Annotated in this window: 23 protein-coding genes and 2 tRNA genes; 10 read left to right on the forward strand and 15 right to left on the reverse strand. The window is 60.7% G+C overall.

The annotated features are described in order from the left end of the window. Positions 1-8 precede the first annotated feature (8 nt). Positions 9-248, reverse strand: coding sequence for a hypothetical protein (locus tag ACLBX9_RS30105; RefSeq protein ID WP_447721443.1), 240 nt, complete (start codon positions 246-248; stop codon positions 9-11). A gap of 397 nt (positions 249-645) precedes the next feature. Here ACLBX9_RS30105 and ACLBX9_RS30110 point away from each other — a divergent pair, with 397 nt between their 5' ends. From ACLBX9_RS30110 to ACLBX9_RS30120, 3 genes are all read left to right on the forward strand, one after another. After that, the gene (locus ACLBX9_RS30110) at positions 646-900 is read left to right on the forward strand and encodes a hypothetical protein (protein ID WP_447721444.1); all 255 of its coding nucleotides are present in this window, start codon (positions 646-648) and stop codon (positions 898-900) included. A gap of 177 nt (positions 901-1,077) precedes the next feature. Next, positions 1,078-1,362 (forward strand): hypothetical protein, encoded by a 285-nt coding sequence (locus ACLBX9_RS30115; RefSeq protein WP_447721445.1) that lies wholly within the window; start codon positions 1,078-1,080, stop codon positions 1,360-1,362. A 51-nt stretch (positions 1,363-1,413) separates the two neighbouring features. Beyond that, positions 1,414-1,671 carry a hypothetical protein gene (locus tag ACLBX9_RS30120; RefSeq protein ID WP_447721446.1) on the forward strand — a complete coding sequence of 86 codons (258 nt, stop codon included), beginning with the start codon at positions 1,414-1,416 and terminating at the stop codon, positions 1,669-1,671. Positions 1,672-2,205: 534 nt separating this feature from the next. Here ACLBX9_RS30120 and ACLBX9_RS30125 read toward each other — a convergent pair. Genes ACLBX9_RS30125 through ACLBX9_RS30135 form a run of 3 tightly spaced genes read right to left on the reverse strand, consistent with a single transcriptional unit; the run spans position 2,206 to position 3,454 of the window. Further along, positions 2,206-2,358: a hypothetical protein gene (locus tag ACLBX9_RS30125; RefSeq protein WP_447721498.1), complete on the reverse strand. Its 153-nt coding sequence runs from the start codon at positions 2,356-2,358 to the stop codon at positions 2,206-2,208. Next, a complete protein-coding gene (locus ACLBX9_RS30130; protein ID WP_447721499.1) occupies positions 2,358-3,011 on the reverse strand; it encodes a hypothetical protein in 654 nt (217 codons plus the stop codon). The genes ACLBX9_RS30125 and ACLBX9_RS30130 overlap by 1 nt, the downstream gene beginning before the upstream one ends. Further along, positions 3,008-3,454 carry a YqaJ viral recombinase family protein gene (locus ACLBX9_RS30135; RefSeq protein ID WP_447721500.1) on the reverse strand — a complete coding sequence of 149 codons (447 nt, stop codon included), beginning with the start codon at positions 3,452-3,454 and terminating at the stop codon, positions 3,008-3,010. The genes ACLBX9_RS30130 and ACLBX9_RS30135 overlap by 4 nt, the downstream gene beginning before the upstream one ends. Here ACLBX9_RS30135 and ACLBX9_RS30140 point away from each other — a divergent pair. Together ACLBX9_RS30140 and ACLBX9_RS30145 are read left to right on the forward strand one after the other, a co-directional pair. Next, the gene (locus ACLBX9_RS30140) at positions 3,453-3,737 is read left to right on the forward strand and encodes a hypothetical protein (protein WP_447721501.1); all 285 of its coding nucleotides are present in this window, start codon (positions 3,453-3,455) and stop codon (positions 3,735-3,737) included. The genes ACLBX9_RS30135 and ACLBX9_RS30140 overlap by 2 nt on opposite strands. Continuing rightward, complete coding sequence (locus ACLBX9_RS30145) at positions 3,737-3,862, forward strand: hypothetical protein (protein ID WP_447721502.1); 126 nt, start codon at positions 3,737-3,739, stop codon at positions 3,860-3,862. Before ACLBX9_RS30140 ends, ACLBX9_RS30145 begins: the two co-directional genes overlap by 1 nt. A gap of 279 nt (positions 3,863-4,141) precedes the next feature. Here the strand turns inward: ACLBX9_RS30145 and ACLBX9_RS30150 are convergent, their stop codons facing one another. Then, positions 4,142-5,374: a hypothetical protein gene (locus tag ACLBX9_RS30150; RefSeq protein WP_447721503.1), complete on the reverse strand. Its 1,233-nt coding sequence runs from the start codon at positions 5,372-5,374 to the stop codon at positions 4,142-4,144. A 436-nt stretch (positions 5,375-5,810) separates the two neighbouring features. Between ACLBX9_RS30150 and ACLBX9_RS30155 the strand changes: the two genes are divergently transcribed. Together ACLBX9_RS30155 and ACLBX9_RS30160 are read left to right on the forward strand one after the other, a co-directional pair. Next, positions 5,811-6,110, forward strand: a complete 300-nt coding sequence (locus ACLBX9_RS30155; protein ID WP_447721504.1) for a hypothetical protein — start codon at positions 5,811-5,813, stop codon at positions 6,108-6,110. A 613-nt stretch (positions 6,111-6,723) separates the two neighbouring features. Then, positions 6,724-7,002, forward strand: a complete 279-nt coding sequence (locus ACLBX9_RS30160; protein WP_447721505.1) for a DUF6894 family protein — start codon at positions 6,724-6,726, stop codon at positions 7,000-7,002. 368 nt (positions 7,003-7,370) lie between these two features. Here ACLBX9_RS30160 and ACLBX9_RS30165 read toward each other — a convergent pair whose 3' ends face one another. After that, on the reverse strand, positions 7,371-9,863 hold the full coding sequence (locus tag ACLBX9_RS30165; RefSeq protein WP_447721506.1) for a hypothetical protein: 2,493 nt from the start codon (positions 9,861-9,863) through the stop codon (positions 7,371-7,373). 268 nt (positions 9,864-10,131) lie between these two features. Here ACLBX9_RS30165 and ACLBX9_RS30170 point away from each other — a divergent pair, with 268 nt between their 5' ends. Further along, entirely contained in the window at positions 10,132-10,377 is a 246-nt protein-coding gene (locus ACLBX9_RS30170) for a hypothetical protein (protein WP_447721507.1), read from the forward strand. 71 nt (positions 10,378-10,448) lie between these two features. Here ACLBX9_RS30170 and ACLBX9_RS30175 read toward each other — a convergent pair whose 3' ends face one another. The 9 genes from ACLBX9_RS30175 to aroA form a co-directional block, all read right to left on the reverse strand. Then, positions 10,449-11,348: a Brp/Blh family beta-carotene 15,15'-dioxygenase gene (locus tag ACLBX9_RS30175; RefSeq protein ID WP_447721508.1), complete on the reverse strand. Its 900-nt coding sequence runs from the start codon at positions 11,346-11,348 to the stop codon at positions 10,449-10,451. Positions 11,349-11,413: 65 nt separating this feature from the next. Beyond that, positions 11,414-12,166, reverse strand: coding sequence for a bacteriorhodopsin (locus ACLBX9_RS30180; protein WP_447721509.1), 753 nt, complete (start codon positions 12,164-12,166; stop codon positions 11,414-11,416). Positions 12,167-12,679: 513 nt separating this feature from the next. Then, on the reverse strand, positions 12,680-12,925 hold the full coding sequence (locus tag ACLBX9_RS30185) for a hypothetical protein (RefSeq protein ID WP_447721510.1): 246 nt from the start codon (positions 12,923-12,925) through the stop codon (positions 12,680-12,682). 9 nt (positions 12,926-12,934) lie between these two features. Continuing rightward, on the reverse strand, positions 12,935-13,117 hold the full coding sequence (locus ACLBX9_RS30190) for a hypothetical protein (protein WP_447721511.1): 183 nt from the start codon (positions 13,115-13,117) through the stop codon (positions 12,935-12,937). Between the two features lie 2 nt (positions 13,118-13,119). Continuing rightward, complete coding sequence (locus ACLBX9_RS30195; protein ID WP_447721512.1) at positions 13,120-13,314, reverse strand: hypothetical protein; 195 nt, start codon at positions 13,312-13,314, stop codon at positions 13,120-13,122. After that, positions 13,311-13,571, reverse strand: a complete 261-nt coding sequence (locus ACLBX9_RS30200; protein WP_447721513.1) for a hypothetical protein — start codon at positions 13,569-13,571, stop codon at positions 13,311-13,313. The genes ACLBX9_RS30195 and ACLBX9_RS30200 overlap by 4 nt, the downstream gene beginning before the upstream one ends. Positions 13,572-13,662: 91 nt before the next feature. Then, positions 13,663-13,738, reverse strand: a tRNA-Lys gene (locus ACLBX9_RS30205). Between the two features lie 94 nt (positions 13,739-13,832). Then, the gene (gene cmk / locus ACLBX9_RS30210) at positions 13,833-14,471 is read right to left on the reverse strand and encodes a (d)CMP kinase (RefSeq protein WP_447721585.1); all 639 of its coding nucleotides are present in this window, start codon (positions 14,469-14,471) and stop codon (positions 13,833-13,835) included. Between the two features lie 5 nt (positions 14,472-14,476). Then, the gene (gene aroA, locus ACLBX9_RS30215) at positions 14,477-15,826 is read right to left on the reverse strand and encodes a 3-phosphoshikimate 1-carboxyvinyltransferase (protein ID WP_447721514.1); all 1,350 of its coding nucleotides are present in this window, start codon (positions 15,824-15,826) and stop codon (positions 14,477-14,479) included. Between the two features lie 245 nt (positions 15,827-16,071). On the opposite strand from aroA, the gene ACLBX9_RS30220 reads away from it, so the two are divergent. Further along, positions 16,072-16,452 (forward strand): TIGR02300 family protein, encoded by a 381-nt coding sequence (locus ACLBX9_RS30220; RefSeq protein WP_447721515.1) that lies wholly within the window; start codon positions 16,072-16,074, stop codon positions 16,450-16,452. 145 nt (positions 16,453-16,597) lie between these two features. Then, positions 16,598-16,673: transfer RNA gene (locus ACLBX9_RS30225), tRNA-Ala, on the forward strand. Positions 16,674-16,690 lie beyond the last annotated feature (17 nt).

Below are 16,690 nucleotides of genomic sequence, written 5' to 3' on the forward strand. Positions count from 1 at the left end.
GACGACGTTCATGGGCGCACCTCCTCGCCGAACAAATCCCCTTTGGCGCCCTCGGCATCGGCCTCGGCGCGGAGCTTGCTAGCGATCGACTGCATGAGTGCTGTCTGGCGCTCTGCGAGCTGCCGCGTCATGCGACCGGCCTCGACCCAACGTGGGTAAGCGCGCTGTCGCTGGCGGACCTCGTGTTCGGCGCATTCGGCGAGTTCGGCAGCTGTGAAGCCGTCGCGCGTCGTTTTGCTGTCGGGCATGGGACTGCTCCGCAGCTCAGGGCGATGCGCACAGCCAGGCGCGCGGCTACGCGCTCGAACTGAAACCGAAGGGGCTGGGCGTGCTCAAAGGCTTTATGCGCGAGGGTGCGCTTCGGCGCTGGGCGCCGTGGATCGGTGCTGCACTGCTGGTTTTGGTGGCGGTGGCGCTTGCGATGATCGTGTGAGTGTCTGAGCGTGCATTGGATGCGTTTCAGTGCACGAGCAGGCGCGACATTGGGAAGCTTTCTGGCGGGACCAACTGCTAATCCGTTGGATGGCGGGAACCTCGTCATTGGCGCCCCCTTGTTACTCTGTTACGCAAACATTCCATGGCCTCGTACCCGTAGATTGGGTCCTCATGGACGCGAATTCTGATCAGCCAGGGGATGACACTGAATTGGCGCTCGACATGATCGGGCGTGCGTACCTCGCGCTCGCAATTCTGTTCGAGACCACACATCCGGGCGAGTTCGAGCAGGCGCAGGCGCGCATCCACGCGTTTGTCGAAGCCAACCTGCGCTTGATCGCGGAGAAGAACGATGCGGGTGGCGGCGTGCCCGACGGCGTCGCGACACGCGTTCACGGCATTCTCACCGACATCGAGCGGGAGGTCGCCGCCATGATCCGACCGAGCGGATCGCTGGATACCTGACGCTGACAGCCGCACCGCCGAGCGAGCGAAGGCTATCGCTGTTGCAACTTGGCCATATGAATACGAAATGCCGACGCGGCGAGGCGCTAGGCGAATATCGAGCCGCGCTTCCAATCGACAGTTATCCACAGCCATGCTAGGCCGCTTCACCCTCGGCTCGGCAGACCAAAAGCGACGATGAGCAGTATCGAGCGGGACGAGACAGGCGATATTGCGCTGCGACTGATTGCACGCGCCTATCACGCGTTGGCCGTATTCTATGAGATAAAGAGTCCTACGGATTACGATTACTTCAATCGGCGCATCATGCCTTATCTGATGGAGACTGTCCGCGCCGACGGGATCCTCGATGGAGATCACGCAGTCCGAACGGCGCGTGCTGTCGAGCGCGTCCGCGTTATCCTCACAGAGGTCGAAGGCGAAATCGCGTCGATCCGGCAGCAGGCGCTGAGCCAGAATTGAGCGCCCAATAGCCTCGCTGCTCGTGGTACAATGGCTGACCTGGTGGTTCCCTTGATCTCGGCAGCCGTCTTCGTTGGCGTGGGCTGGCTGATCGTCCATGCCGGCAGCCATTACGATGACGCGATCCGGCACACACTGACCGTCTTCGCGCTGGTGACTGGTCTGCTGGTGCTGATCGGTGTGACCGCGAAGCTGCGATCCCTGATGACTGTCGGTCGGATGTCGCACCGGATAGAGGCACGGTCGCAGATCGATCCGCCGAAGTCGGTCCGCGCGGTGCGGAAGCTCGATGCGGGGCTGAACCCGTAGCGACGGCCCGCTCATACCCCCTCCCCCGCGCTCACCCGCTCCCCGAACGCGGGGTCAAGTGTGGTGCGAGGCACCACGGCCGATGCAACAATCCACGAAATCTTAGCGACACTGAGCTTAGCCATAAGGCTGTCCCAACGGAGCTGATCACCGGCCGCCGCATTGAGGGAGCTTCCGATGACCAAGCCAGCCACCGTGCGTAGCCGCCTCGTTGACGCGGTCGTGACGGCCGCCACGGCGTTCAGCCTGGTCGTGCAAGCGCAGGCCGTGATTTTACCGCAGCACTTCGTCTGACGCAGGCGCATCACGCCACCGCCTCGCACCGGAATCGCCTGAACGCTGGCCCGCACCCGCACCCGGCTAGCGGCATCAGAACGCCGCCGTCATCCTCGTCGTCGGGCTCATCCATCTCGTCCCCGAAATCGATGTCGTCGGCCTCATCGCTCCAGCAGTCCGGCTCAAAGCAGCCGTCGCAGCCACAGTGGCTGAATTCGTCGCTGCCGCAGCACTGGTTGTTGCAAGCCAAGCACATAGTCAGGCGGCCTCCTCGGCGGTCGGCCGCTCGCTGCACGCGCCGAGGATGCCGGCGGCGTCGAGGCTGGCCCGGGCCGCAGTCTCAGCCGCCAGGGCGAGCTGCAGTGGGTCTATGGTGGAGAGGTCGAGGGTCGCCCTCGTGTCGGCGGCCATCACGCGGCTCTCTCGGTGGCCGGCGTGTCGCCCGGGAAGTCGTCGGATCCGTCTTCATCACGACGGCGCTCATCAGCCTCATCGAGAAGCCGGTTGATGTCGTCCTGGATGTCGACGAGCCGTTCGGCCTGCTCCGGCTTCAGGCGGGCAGTCCACTCATCGTAGACCTCCTGGCCGCTCCTAGCCTTCTCGCGCGCCACATCCTCCAGCGTCCGCTTTGTGCCTTGCTGGCGATCGTTATCGCGCTTCGGGGCCTGCTCCTCCGGCAGCGGCTTGACCGTGAAGGGCCGGCGGCTCGCGCGCTTCTCGGTGAGCGGCATCGTCACCGCCGACGAGAGCCCGGACATGTGGCTGATCCGGATGCCGCCGACCGCCACGCCGCCGAACTGCACCGCATCGTCCCGATAGAGCGTCATGCGCCGGCCGGCGTAGGCGCTGCCGTCGACACCCCAGATGCGCACCAACACCCGGCGCATGGACTTGCCCGGCTTGTACGGCTTGCCGTTGTCGCCCTCGAAGTAGATCGCGATCGGCTGATCCGGCTCCTTCATGGCCGACACGCGCGTCACCTTGATGGTGCGCGGGCCGCCGATGAGGTCGTCGGCGTTCAGCTGGTCGCTCTTCGGCGCGATGGTCTGCGACAGGTCCGTCATGCCTGGATCTCCCGGGGTGTGCGCATCGTCGGAACGGCGCCGGAGGTCGCGACGGAGGCTCGGTAGCGGTCCATCGCCTCCCGGATGCGGCGCTCGAAGTCGCCGGCCGCCTCGACGATCGCCTGCTGGACTTTCTCGTCCGGGTAGGTCCGGATCACCGCCATGGGCAGGCCGCCGGAATACGAGACGAGGTCGCACCAGGACCGCTCGGACACGAGGAGCCCGGTCTGGATCTGAAGCAGGTAGTCGGACGGGATCGTGCCCTCGACCACGTGCACCAGGAACGTCTCGACCTGGTACTTCTGCCGGCGCGACTTGCACTCCACGAGGCCGTCGCGGCCCACCAGCGCGTCCGGCGAGTAGCCGAGGGTGAAGCCCCACCGATCGTTGGTGATGAAGCCGACGTGCTCGGCCTCGGCGTAGTGCTTCGCGTAACCGCGCATGAACCTGTTGAGCAAGGCGATCTATGCGTTCATGCCGGCCGCGCCCGCCGGGATCTCGGCGGCACAGCAGACCGCATCGGATCTGGCCAACGTGCTTCAAGAGTTTCGCGAGAAGCGGGCGGAAGACTTCGCCCAGCTGGCCGATCGCGCCGGTCGAAGCGGCGAGCGCCTTGCTGAAGCGGAACGGGACCGCGATCAATGGATGGCTTACGCGGAGCAGCTCGAACGGCTCTGCCTGCAGCACGGCATCACCATGCCGCCCGCGCCAGACGAAGGCGCCTGATGCTCTGGACCCATACCGGCGAGACCCTGATGTACGTCGGGATCGGCGCGCTGATCGGGGTGATCCTCGCAGGCATCGCGCAGGAGATGCAGTCGAAGCGCCACCCCACGCAGCCGCCTGATTGACAACACCGCTCCGAGATTTGCCCGATCCTATGCCTGCCCCTGCTCAGCGCAAGGCGGGCTTTCCATTGGCAATCACGCTATAACGCTGTGCGTCCGCGTTTCTATTACGTCGACGAAACCCTTTCTTTTGCCAAAGATTGATTTGACACTTAAGCTCTATTTGTAGATGAATATCGCGAATACGAATTGGTCAGTAAGACAAAATGTCCTATATCTAATCGGTCTTTCTACTTTGAAGTTTCATTAAAATACTTCCCCGAACTTTCAAATATCCAAGCTCTAATACAAATCACTCAGAAATTTAGCGGCTATCTTTGGCGGCGACAAATCAAAAAGTAATCTGGATCGAATTTTATCCAAGGTTTTACCTTTCAAATCAGCCAGCTTATCCAGATCGCGTAACCTCAGAACTAGCTCGTTTGCGTTACAATAATGCAAGCCCTCAAGATCGTATGTAGCCGCGACATCTAAGTAGCTCGGAGTAGCAGAAAAAACTGGAATCATCCCCCTCACAATCGATGTAATTAATTTATTCGGCGATTTGATAAGCGAATTCACATGCATATCGAACGGAAAATGACTTAGAAGTGAGTATCTGAATCGCGCCGTATCTTTGTAGAAATCACTGGAGCTGAATTTAATATGATCAGCACCCGGCATCAAATTGTCATCCCCGCTCGCCAAGATGCCGAAATTTCGAGGATCAAGATCGCCCCGAAGAACTAAATCGCGCAATATGAACCCCAAGCTTTTGTCAAAAGATTCAGGATATCCAAACCAGCATATATTTTGATTTTGCTCAACAGGAAATATGCCCGCTTCGCTCGGTAACGCTATAGAATCTACGAATTCAGGCAGGTGAAAGACCGGGCGACCAGTCGACGCCGCGAGGATATTTTGATGTAGTTTAGTAGGAGCAAAAAACACATCAACCCAATTAGAAAGATCAACATACCACTGAAGAGAGTATATGTCCGACGCCAAACATATTGCTTTGCAGCCGGTCGATTTTTTTATTTGATAACTGACTTCGCAAGCCCGACGATTTTTATAATGAAATACAAGGTGAGAGGAGTTAGTTATATTCTCTTCGTTATATGCGAGATCTGGGTTTAAAACGTGGACGGAAATCCCCAAAACTTGCAGACCGCGTATCAAAGGCTCAGACTGTACGCGATGCAGAGCCTCGTTTCGGTCGTAGGGTTCGCGCACAAATATTATAGCGCGGCTTGATGTGCTAAAATTATTTTCATAATCTAGATGCTTTGTAGCTAAATCTTTTAGAACTAAAATTCCTTCTCTCCATACGAAGATTTCTGGTGGCCAGTTTTCCCAACTAACATGTAATTCCTCCTGTTCAATTAAATATTTCCCCTTACTACCATAAACCTCTTGTATTACTTCATTTTTTTCCGGATTGAACCGCGTGAAACTTGACCAATGTCTATGCCATGTTGGTATTCGAACTCCGCTTTCTGCAACGCTGAGCAGATCCTTCGATTTTGACAGCATTTATATTGACCCCAGGTGAGATTTATAAGTCCTGCTTACTTAAACTAACTCGATAATTCTGGATTTAAGCGGCTATTTTGCTATAGTTCGACATTATACAACCAAAATGCTTTTATAGATGAGACAAGATGGGTATTTGCGGGCGATTGAGGCGGGCGACGGTCTCAAGGATCAAGCGATAAGCTGCCACATGCCTTCCTTGTAATGACATTGAGGTTGGCGGTCATCATCCAAGCAGTTCCAATCTGGGGCGGGAGCTTGGGCTTGCCTACCGCCACGAGCTGATCACTGACGGTTTGCAGGCCAGCATAGAAATGGTTCGGCCAGCAAGTCGCTCCTGAAAACTGTCGGATGACCTTCATCGACCGCGAGCCGCCAAATCGCGCGGGAGATCGTCAACCCGGGCAAACAGGTTCGGGTCGGCGAGCGCCTGCTCGTGCATGGGGTGCGCGAGCGGAAGCGCTCCTGCGAGATCGCCCGCCGCTGGTGGATCATCGACGGCAACGGTCGGCGGATCGACTTCGACACCGAGCGATTCGACGCCTACGGGCCGCTCGGCCGCGAGGAGGAGATCATCGGGCCGTACATCCCGCTCGACGCGATGCCGGGGCGCGGCCGCCTCTACGGCGTGGTGGCCTACGACTGCAACGTCCTCCAGCGGGCGCTCGGCTGGTCGATCGTGTCGATCCTGCCGCCGCTGGAGTTCGAGATCCTGCAACGGAAGGCAGCGCCATGAGTTGCGCGCCGCTCCAGCAGGACCTCACCTGGGTCATCGCGCTGGTGGCGCTGATGGCTGGTATCGCCATTGGGACGAAGCTGCCCGGGCCGAGCGATCCGCCTCCCTGATCGGGAACCGCCCGCCTCTCAGCGCGTAGACTGCGCGCATAGTGTCCTCTCGAACCTCCGCCCCGCCGGCACCGCCGCGCGGGGCTTTTCTTTGTTCGCAATCGCAGTAGACTGGCCGGAGGTCTCGAGCCCTCCCCAAGTGCCCTGACCTGAGAAAGCCCGCCCGGTCCGCCGGAGCGGGCTTTTTCGTCTCCACGACTATAATCCTGCACCCCCGGCATGCGTCTGACGCACTGGCATGCCGAGCTCGCGCGGGCTACGGCTGCGCTTCCTCCCAAGAGACTTCCTCAGCTCGCCCGGCTCGGCGCTGCGGCGGGCTTTCTTTCGCCAATCGCACTATTCGCACATCCGGTTCGGCATATCCTTCGCGGATCAAAAAACCTGATCCATATGAGAGAGCCTCCCGTCGTTCTATGTCATAGGCGACCGTAATCGCGGTCACTGACCGGGCATGTCCGCGAGCGAGGGCCATAGCTCCCGCCTCATCACGGCGGGAGAGTTCCGTGGCGCGGTTCCACTTCAACGTCTACGACGGCGTCAGCATGCCCGATCCGGTGGGCACCGACCTGTCGAGTTGGGACGACGCGCGGGTGGAGGCCATCCGCATGGCCGGCGAGATCTTGAAGGACAAGGCGCACCGGATCGCCCTCGGTGAAGATTGGCGCATGGAGGTGACCGACGAGACCGGCCTCGTGCTGTTCCGCTTGGATTTCTCCGTCCTCGAATCTCCGGCTGTTCGGAAGGTTTGGACGCGAGAACGCGGCCCTGATCCCGCCGGGTGACGGCGGATCCATCGCCGCGTCCGTCCACCAAGCCTACGTCACACGCCGATCCGGTGACATGATGCACGACATTGACGACCCGTCCGCTCCTGGCAGCGAAGCACGGTCTTTGCGGCGCCTGCTCATGAAGCTCGCTGACGTTCTCCAATGTCCGGTCAGCGACCTGTTCAGTCCGGATCCGGCAGCAGCCCTTGGGGATGCCGCTGAACTCGTTCGCCTATGGAACGCAACGGCTGATCGCCAGGGTCGCCAACGCATCCTCGCTGTTGCCAGGCAGGAGGCTGCCCGTGGAATTAATGAGATCGGACGCTCCCCCGCCCCGTAAGCAGATCGGGGCGGGGCAGGTAATAACTACAGGAATAAGCTGATCATCTTTTCCAATTTCTTGTCGAATGTCGACTTCGACTGCGTCGGGGGCCATTCTGAACATAGTTTTCTACTGTCCGGAACTCCGATGATCGATCCCTTACAATTGTAGGAAAATCATAATAAGTCAAATCGAAGTTCGACTCGTGCCATTTATTCTCAAGATAGTCTCGAAACACTGTTGCTTTTCGTAAGCGATCAGAAATTTCGTGAGACGCAGCATTTGAAAACAAAACACCACGCGGAACGGTATCAAAGATTGGCTTATCAATCGAAACTGCATCCAAAAAAGCAAATGATCCTGCCCAAAATCGCGTGTGATAGAGGCCGATCGATGTTGCGCGAAAGAAATACTGCAATGGATCAGCATCTTCGGAGACTGGCAATTCACGATAATGCGCTTGAGGAGTTTCTATTAATCTTTTCTTAGCCAAACGCCGCAAAGCGTGTGCAATCTGATCGTCAGTAAAGCTAAGCCGAAGTAATTCTTTTTGGACAGCCGGCCCACCCACAAATCCATCGTTGTCTTTAATTCCCAACGGTGACGATATGTATGCAATTAGAAGGCAACAAATAAAATGCTCCCTCGGATCTGCAGAGCTAACGTCAAAAATATTGCAGGCGACCAATGAAGAAAGTGGATTAAAATACGAGTATTCTCCGAGCAGCGCGTGCTTTGTAAATTCATGAAGCGGAACCTGGTAATCACCCTCCTCTCTTTCAATACTGACAATACGCTCACATTCAACGTTAGGGCTGCCGCAAAATCCGCTAATTAACTCAATCACCAAACGCGTGTTTCCACCGGTAATATTGCTCAGAAACGTCTTTATTTGAGCATTCACTCGGATCGATCGAAGGGTCGCCCGGAGAAAATATACTATACTTTTAATATTGAGCTGAATCCCTTCAAGAGCGTGCGGCGCAGCTTCGCCCTCAGCCACTCGAACAGCAAAGGCAATGCGCTTGCGTAAAACTTCGTCAGCTGGCGGGGGCGAAATTGTTAATATCCTGTTCTGATAACCCGAAAGAGCACCAGTTGTTTTCGACTCAAAAAATGTGCTAGGCCGAAGTGCTTTAAATACGAAAAACCGTCGGAGCGATGCGAGTTCTTGAGCTATCAAGAAAGCATCTTGCTGCACTTTGAAACTTCGCTGATCAGCATTATCAATCACTAAAATAATTTGCTTGCCCATTGCGCCCGAGAGATAAATGAGCGCACGCTTCATATGCTCGTCTGCCTTGCCAGTCCTGGCTGATAGAAAGTCGATACGAGCTCTTTCATAAGATAATAGATCTATGGCTTTAAGTCTACCATGAATGCCATTTTCGAAAGACTTTAAGTCTTCTGCGTACAATGAGTCGACAAAATCCGCGCTATCGATGTCAATCTGATAGCGCCGTCGAAGTGTGTCGGGGATTGCGGCGATAATGAATTCGCCGACCGTCGCGGATAGAGTCGCCTCGATGCCAAGATTGAGATGGATATAGTATGTTCGTGCTTTCTCGGATTGCTCGAGCTGCTCAAAGAGATTTTCAAAGAATGATGTCTTTCCAACGCCGACATCTCCGATGACTACTATAGGTCGCGATCCGGCAATTGAAGTCGATTCTACATCTTCTACATAAAGTTTACCTGCCGATATTTGAGTTTGCAAAGCAGCAGGAGCGCTGCCGCTCTCGCTATTTCGGCGATAACGGGATGATATAATTTTTTTGCTCAAAAGAAGATGTCTGTTATTTGCTTCAAGAGGTACGTAGCAATCTCGATAAAAATCACTCTTAACGTTCGGGTTATCCTCAATGTGTTCAAGTAAAACTGAAGACAAGGTGCGTAAATTCTCTTGGAACGGGCTTCGGTATCTATATGCTTGTGGCTCTCCTATATTTGTGACAGCCTTCGGAGGAATGCGAGGAGTGCGATTTAGGGTGAGTTGTCTTAATGCCCTGTTCTCCTGAATGCCCTCCGGCGAAAGTAATTTCCAAAGTAAGGGGAAGTCCTCAATATATGACTGGTAACCGTTGAATAGAAAGCATTCACCATCCAGTGGGGACATGCCAGGAATATAGTATTGGAAGAGCGCTAATTGCGGACCATTGCAAACAATGGCAATCTGCGCTCCCTGCAGGGCACAGTATTGTAGCACCTGCGTGACAGCACTAGATAAATTACTACACGTATTAACGAGGTCCCGTAATTTTCTGACCGTTTTTGCCTTTCCGGATGGAGGTATATCAAAGCGTATTGCCTCTTTTTTTGCCTCTAGAATAGCTCTTGCCGGCTTGCCAAGGACATAGTCGGATTTTCCTCCCGCCTCATCGCGATGCTCCACTTCCATATATGGATGTTCCCATCCGAGACACTCTTTAAGCAACCGATCAACAAACTGAAATCGGTTTTGAGCCTCGTTCCAATAAGAGCTGCTCTCCGGAAAATCGGCCAGGATTTGCTTCAAGGCCTCGCGGCCGACGCTCATATCCACGGTGGCTTGCATGTGGTCTCCCGAACCCCTCGTGCCGCGTTTCTCCACTTGCGCCACTAAGCGAAGAGGTGTATCGCCATTCCTGTTATCGGCGGGGACGCAATGCGCCGCTCGCTCGTTTAAAATGGTCTACCTACCCAAGCCTTGGTCTGCAACTGCATGTAGTGACTGCGAAGTCTTCTCAACTTCATAGTGAAGTCAACGCAGAAGCGCCCGCCACAATTGTTGGCGGGCGCTTTACGTTATTGGAGCGGAAGCTCACACTGGTATTTGGGCAGCCATGTACCCCGAGTGGTTCGGCGCAGAGGCGCACCGGCTCGGCTGGACCGCGTCCGAGCTGTTCGGCGTTCACCCGTCGAGCGGCACCCTGCGCGTGGATTCCTGCGGCGTGTTGATGCTCGGCCCGGGCGCCGCCGAGACCGTCACGGCCGAGCGGATCGGCTTCGGGCAGATGGCCGGCTACCGCTTCACCAAGGGCCAGATGCCGGGCATTCCGATCTGGGAGTTCGCGGCGCAGGTCCGCTAAGGGTGGAAAGGGAAAGGTCGGCTTGGAGGCTCGCCTTGGCATAAACCGACATGATCCTCGAAGCATCGCGCTCACCGCGGCGGCTCATAGTCTGAACGGCTTTGATGCCGCGCTGCGATGTGGTCGAGGAGAATGTGCGGGACGGTGAGGGCCGACAACATCTGGAGCGTTACAGTCAGAAGATTGGCCGACACGTCAGATGAGCCAGAGGCGTAGATCGGCCAGAGGCCAGCGCCCAGTAGGAGGGTCAGAGCGAAGATCGGCAGTGACGTGCGGACGGCCCGCTGTATCGTATCAACGCCAGGAGCCTTGATCGGGTCTCGCACCAGAGCGAGCATGTGCCTGGGCGCATGAAGGCCGACGAAGTACAGGGTGAATGCCGTTAGGGGTGGTAGCGCCAGGAAGGTCGCAGCCAAGCCCATGATCTCACCGAGCACGTTCCACCGTGCTTGGCGCGTCAGAAGCCAAGCCACTGTCAAGGTAAGCCAGAGCCACGCTGCGGCTGACCACCAAGTGGGGAGCTGTTGCATCGGCATACGCGCAACGACCGAGAAGATCTGCGCCGTTTCCTCCGGGCGCAGCAGCGCTGGCAGGGCGATCGGTAGGCCCCCGCGCACGAGCGCCTCGATCGGTCTGCCCGGGCCCGCGTCCTCCTCGCCGAAATGCAGAACCGATACAGCCAGGAACCCCGCCAGGGTTGCAAGAGGCAGGAAATGCCAAGCCACGAGAACTAGCGCGGAGAGGCCGAGATACGGGATGGCAAAGACCCCGAACCATGCACGCCCGTATCGGGGACGCAGCAGCGGCGCCGCCACCGCGCCGTCTAGGGCACCGTGGGGAACCCCGAGGACGATCACCGCGGTTAGAGCCACAAGCCAGGCGACTTCACGCGGCAGAAAGGCAGAGGCGACCAGCCCGAGCACAGCCAGCACGCTGGCGCCTTGCAGCAGCCGAGTCCACAGTGAAGGCATGCGGTGGCGGCTCGCGCCGGCGGCATCCCCGAGGAGGGAGAAAGACGACGGAGCCGCCATCCGCTTCAGGCCGCCCGGCGTAGCGGCGTGGTAGCGACAGATCCACCCTTTAGGTCGCGATCGACGGCGTGCGTCGTCTCCAGAGTCGCCATGATCCCGTAGACGACCTTGGCAGTCAGATCGAGGATAGCGATCACCGCCAGGGCCGCAGTCGGCGATAGGATGCCGAGGCCGTCCTGACCGACAAGCAGCACGATCGGGTAGGCCGACCACACTCCCGTGAGGAACACGGCATTACGCACGAAGGCTTTGCGCACATCGGCGCGCTCAGAGGCGTTCTCCTCACGCAACTGCACGAAGATCCCGTAGAACACGGCGAGAAACGCGCCGCAGGAGATGGCGAACCACGTCCACTTGACCGCGGCGACATCGGACAGGCCAAAGGCCAGGGCCGTCACGATCATGATCAGGTCGGAGCCGATCAGCCCCCAGACAACAGCCGGCCGGCGCATGCCAGAGTGCATCGCCGTCCGCGAGAGCCCGACGAGCAGCAGAGGCGTGGTGAACGTCCAGTCTATGTAGCGCGCGAAGTAGAACTGGCGCGCAGCCTCTGCCGCGTCGGGACCGGCGGGGAGGACGAGACTTCCCTGTCCCGTGGCCATAGCGAAGTAGGAGCAGGCTGCGATGATCGGCACGATCCCGTGGATGATCCCATCGGCCTCTTCGGCGGGTGTCCGCCGCTTTGCCATGAATAGGATCGCGGCAGCTCCTGCCGCCATGCCTGCGAAGCCGAGCCACAGCCAGAATTGAGGCGTCATCGATGTCTCATTGGGATAGGGATGAAGGAGCCGCGCACGAACGTGGCGGCACCCTGCCCAAGAGGCTTGGAACGACATTGTTGCGTAGGATGATTGTCGCAGTTGCGCCAAATCTGAGCCGCAGCCTTTGCCAAAGGCTTGGCAGCGTGTTTTCCGCTTAGGGAAGTCGCGGGTTCGTGATCCGACGACTTACAGCGGGGCGCATCGGACGTCCGCTTTAGGGTGGGCGAATGGGCTCCAAGTACGGCCGCTATGGGTCGAAAGGGGACGGCACCTAGCGTCGGACTTTGATCCCTAGGTTCCAACCTCGCTGCTCCGAGCTCGTCCCCGCTCGGCTTCATCCTCGGCCGCGTGCCGCTTCTTCGTGGCGATCAGCTCATCGAGCCACGCGATCGCGCTCTCGTGGGCCCGCACCGCTCGAACGTCGCGGATCGCCTGTCCGATCTGCTACCGATGCCAGAACCGGACGTCGGGCAGCGCCTGCACGTAGCCCTTCTGCTCGTCAGTCACGGCTCAGTCCGCTCGCACCTCATGCCGCCCGAGTTGGGACAGCAGGTAACGACCCGCATGCGTCAAGTACCACGCCGACCGCGTACGCCCTGGGCCGCGGGCCACACGCGACTCGACCAGCCCCATCTCGGCCAGCATCGGCATGACGGACGGGTGCGCCTGCATCCGGAGGCCGCCTGGGTTGGCCGCGACGGCGCGCAGGGCCTTCAGCGCGAGGCCGCGGACCGGGGCATGCGGTTCGGTAGGCATGCCGGCGGGCTATTGCAGCATACCTGGCGAGTCCATCAGGCCCAGCCGGATAGCCAAAGCCAAAAGGTCGCTGTCGGTCAGCGTCTCGCCGTCGACCAGCCACAGCGCGAAGTCGTCGCTCCAGGGCTCGACCGTTTTGCCGAGCAGCCGAAGTGCCTCAACGGCCTCCAGGATCGGATCGATGTCGCCCATTTTTACGTCAGCGCGATCAGCATCCAGGCGCGCGCCTTCGCCTCTATGTCGTGCTCGTCGGCCGATGGGTCGTCTGCGATCGCGCGGTTCACGATCTCCCGGGCGTCTAGGCCGCTCATGCCGATGCCTTGAACAAAACCGCTCAGCCGCGCCATCAGGCGGTTGGCCAGCAGCTCGCGCTTTGGTTGCTCGCTCATCCCTTCACCGGATGCGCCAGCAGAACCGCAGTCCGGACCATGTTGCGCTTCCAGGCCGCCTTGTCGGTCTTCAGCGCATCGGCCGCGCGCTCGTTCGTCCGGAGCATCTCGACAAGGTCAAGCGTCCAGCCCTTCGCCAGCGGGTAGGCCTCGGCGGCAAGATCGGCCAGCACGGCATCCACCGCGGCATCGATCTCTTGGTCGGAGATCTCGGCGGACTTGCGCAGCTCGGAGACGGTGGCGGGTTCTTTGGCCATGGGTTTGGACACAGATCCCGAAAGCTTGGACACACAACCTCGGTGGCCACAGAGGCCACCGGGCCTAATATGCTGGCAAAATTGGGTAAAATGGTGAGCGCGCTGGGACTCGAACCCAGGACCTACAGATTAAAAGTCCGTTGCTCTACCAGCTGAGCTACGCGCTCGCGTCCCGCAGCCGCCTGCAGCGGCCGCCCGGGAACGGCGTGTTCGCAATAGGTGAGCTGAACCGGAGGGTCAACACAGCGCGTCGGCCCCGCCTCAGGAAGCGTCACCCCGCGCGCGCTCCACGATCGCCCGAGCCTCATCGAAGGCAGCATTGGCATCGAGGTCGGTGGTGTCGAGCCGCACCGCGTCCTCGGCCATCCGGAGCGGCGCCGCGGTCCGCGAGGCGTCGCGGGCGTCGCGGGCCTCGATATCGGCAAGGATTGCCGCGAAGGTCACCGCCTCGCCGCGACCTTCCAGCTCGCGGTGGCGGCGACGGGCCCGCTCCTCCGACGACGCGGTGATGAACAGCTTCACGCCCGCCTCGGGGCAGACGACCGTGCCGATGTCGCGGCCGTCAAGCACGGCGCCCTGCGGGTCCGCCGCGAAGCGGCGCTGCCACGCGAGCAGGCCGGCGCGCACATCCGGCACCGCGGAGACGCGGGACGCCGCCTCGCCCATCGCGCGCTCGCGCAGCCGCGGGTCGTCGAGCTTCTCCGGATCCAGGTCGCGGGCGGCCTCAGCAGCGGCGGCATGATCCTCGAGCGACAGCCCGGCATCGATCAGCGCCAGCGCCACGGCGCGGTAGAGGAGACCGGTGTCGAGATGCGGCAGGCCGTAATGGTCGGCCAGTCGCTTGGCGAGCGTGCCCTTGCCGGAAGCGGCCGGACCATCGATGGCGATCACGAACGGCATGTGCATCAGGCCCCGATCCGCCCGCCGAGGGCCTGCATGGTCGGCAGGAAGCTCGGGAAGCTCGTGGCGATCATCGCCCCGTCATCCACCGTGACCGGCTCGCGCGTGGCGAGCCCCATCACGAGGAACGCCATGGCGATGCGGTGGTCGAGATGGGTCGCCACCGTGCCGCCGCCGCTGGCCGCCGTGCCGTCGCCCTCCACCACGAGGTCGTCGCCCTCCACCGTGTGGCGGACGCCGTTGACCGCCAGCCCCGCGGCCACCGCCGCCAAGCGGTCGGATTCCTTGACGCGCAGTTCGTGCAGGCCGTTCATCCGCGTCCGGCCCTCCGCGAAGCTCGCCGCCACCGCCAGGACGGGGTACTCGTCGATCATCGCGGGCGCGCGCTCGGCTGGAACGTCGACGCCCCTCAGGCGGCTCGCCCGCACCCGCAGGTCCGCCACGGTCTCGCCGCCCTCCTCCCGCTCGGCCACGCGCTCGATCTCCGCACCCATCTCAAGGAGCGTGGTGATCAGACCGGTCCGCAGTGGGTTCATCATCACCCCCTCGATCACGACGTCGGAGCCAGGGACGATCAGGGCCGCCACCAGCGGGAACGCGGCCGAGGACGGATCGGCCGGCACCACCACGTCGGTGCCGCGCAGGGCCGGCTGTCCGGTGAGCGCGACCCGGCGACCATAACCACCGGGCCCGTGGGGCTCGACGCTGACCGCGGCGCCGAAGAGGCGCAGCATCCGCTCCGTGTGATCACGGGTCGCCGCCGCCTCGATCACGGTCGTGGTGCCCGGCGCGTTGAGGCCGGCGAGCAGCACCGCCGACTTGATCTGCGCCGAGGCCGCCGGCGTCTCGTAGGTGATCGGGATCGCCTCCCTGAGGCCGCGCAGGGTCAGCGGCACGCGTCCACCCGGGGCCTCGGCCAGAACCTGGGCGCCCATCTGGGTGAGCGGGTCCAGGATCCGGCGCATGGGCCGCGAGCGCAGGGAAGCATCGCCATCGAAGGTCGCGGTGACCGGCTGGCCGCCGACCACGCCCATCATCAGCCGCGAGCCCGTTCCGGCATTGCCGAAATCGAGCACCGCGGCCGGATCGCCCAGGCCGCCGATGCCGACGCCGCGCACCCGCCAGCGTCCCTCGCCGAGCCGTTCCACACCGGCCCCGAGCGCCTTCGCGGCGGCGGCGGTGCGCAGCACGTCGTCCCCTTCGAGCAGCCCCTCGACCCGGGTCTCGCCTTCGCTGAGGAGACCGAGGATCATCGCCCGATGGGAGATCGACTTGTCACCGGGCGGACGCAGGCGCCCCCGGAGGGCCGTTCCCGGCACGGCGGTGAGGGGCTCTGGAGGCGAATCGTGCGACACGGGACGTCCGTTCGGGCTCTGCGGGTGGGCCGGGATCCGGCGGGTCGCGCGGCTTCGCCGCGGCGCTGCAATCGGACCGTGAATGCGCCGCGCGGTTAACACGCGTGATGCCCCGCGTCATCCGGGGCCTTACGCGGAAACGGCCCGCGCGGCGACAGAGGTCTTCAGCTCGATTGACAGGGGCGACGCCCGCGACTAACGGGGCCCCTCCCCCGAGACAGCATTGACGACAGAGGTGTCCGCCCGTGGCCCGACCGGAACTTGGCTTGAAGCGCCAGTGCATGAGCTGCGGCGCGAAGTTCTACGACCTCGCCCGCGACCCCGCCGTCTGCCCGAAATGCGGCGCAGTCTATCAGGCGGCTGCCACCAGCCGTGTTTCCGCCCCGGCCCTATCGCGGGCTCCGAACAACGACGACGAGGATGAGACGGACGAGAAGGGTCCGGAGATGGTCTCGCTCGATGAGGTTGAGGCCGCCGAGGACGAGGCGGATCCGACGCCGGAGGACGACACGGCCGAGGACGGGGACACGGCCGACGACGATACCTTCCTCGAAGAGGAGGATAGCGGCGACGACGATGTGTCCGATCTGATCGACGGCGACATCGAGAACGACGAGGAGAGTTGAGGCGGTGATCGCCTCCCCGACGAGACCCCGGGAAATCGCGAAAAAAGGGGTTGAGTCCGCGGCGTGAGCCGCCTATAGAACCGCCTCGCCGGACGCCAGACGGACCGGCGAGGTACCGCGGGACCCAAACTGCGGTGCAGAAAGTGGGGCCTTAGCTCAGCTGGGAGAGCGCTTCCATGGCATGGAAGAGGTCATCGGTTCGATCCCGTTAGGCTCCACCATTCATCTCTCGTTCGAC

Source organism: Methylobacterium sp. A49B (assembly GCF_053346215.1).

Bases quoted from the DNA above. Each gene is read 5' to 3' on its own strand.
- ACLBX9_RS30105 (WP_447721443.1), bottom strand. From the start codon at position 248: ATGCCCGACAGCAAAACGACGCGCGACGGCTTCACAGCTGCCGAACTC.
- ACLBX9_RS30115 (WP_447721445.1), top strand. From the start codon at position 1,078: ATGAGCAGTATCGAGCGGGACGAGACAGGCGATATTGCGCTGCGACTG.
- ACLBX9_RS30125 (WP_447721498.1), bottom strand. From the start codon at position 2,358: ATGGCCGCCGACACGAGGGCGACCCTCGACCTCTCCACCATAGACCCA.
- ACLBX9_RS30130 (WP_447721499.1), bottom strand. From the start codon at position 3,011: ATGACGGACCTGTCGCAGACCATCGCGCCGAAGAGCGACCAGCTGAAC.
- ACLBX9_RS30140 (WP_447721501.1), top strand. From the start codon at position 3,453: ATGAACCTGTTGAGCAAGGCGATCTATGCGTTCATGCCGGCCGCGCCC.
- ACLBX9_RS30135 (WP_447721500.1), bottom strand. From the start codon at position 3,454: ATGCGCGGTTACGCGAAGCACTACGCCGAGGCCGAGCACGTCGGCTTC.
- ACLBX9_RS30145 (WP_447721502.1), top strand. From the start codon at position 3,737: ATGCTCTGGACCCATACCGGCGAGACCCTGATGTACGTCGGGATCGGC.
- ACLBX9_RS30150 (WP_447721503.1), bottom strand. From the start codon at position 5,374: ATGCTGTCAAAATCGAAGGATCTGCTCAGCGTTGCAGAAAGCGGAGTT.
- ACLBX9_RS30165 (WP_447721506.1), bottom strand. From the start codon at position 9,863: ATGCAAGCCACCGTGGATATGAGCGTCGGCCGCGAGGCCTTGAAGCAA.
- ACLBX9_RS30170 (WP_447721507.1), top strand. From the start codon at position 10,132: ATGTACCCCGAGTGGTTCGGCGCAGAGGCGCACCGGCTCGGCTGGACC.
- ACLBX9_RS30175 (WP_447721508.1), bottom strand. From the start codon at position 11,348: ATGCCTTCACTGTGGACTCGGCTGCTGCAAGGCGCCAGCGTGCTGGCT.
- ACLBX9_RS30180 (WP_447721509.1), bottom strand. From the start codon at position 12,166: ATGACGCCTCAATTCTGGCTGTGGCTCGGCTTCGCAGGCATGGCGGCA.
- ACLBX9_RS30185 (WP_447721510.1), bottom strand. From the start codon at position 12,925: ATGCCTACCGAACCGCATGCCCCGGTCCGCGGCCTCGCGCTGAAGGCC.
- ACLBX9_RS30190 (WP_447721511.1), bottom strand. From the start codon at position 13,117: ATGGGCGACATCGATCCGATCCTGGAGGCCGTTGAGGCACTTCGGCTG.
- ACLBX9_RS30195 (WP_447721512.1), bottom strand. From the start codon at position 13,314: ATGAGCGAGCAACCAAAGCGCGAGCTGCTGGCCAACCGCCTGATGGCG.
- ACLBX9_RS30200 (WP_447721513.1), bottom strand. From the start codon at position 13,571: ATGGCCAAAGAACCCGCCACCGTCTCCGAGCTGCGCAAGTCCGCCGAG.
- cmk (WP_447721585.1), bottom strand. From the start codon at position 14,471: ATGCCGTTCGTGATCGCCATCGATGGTCCGGCCGCTTCCGGCAAGGGC.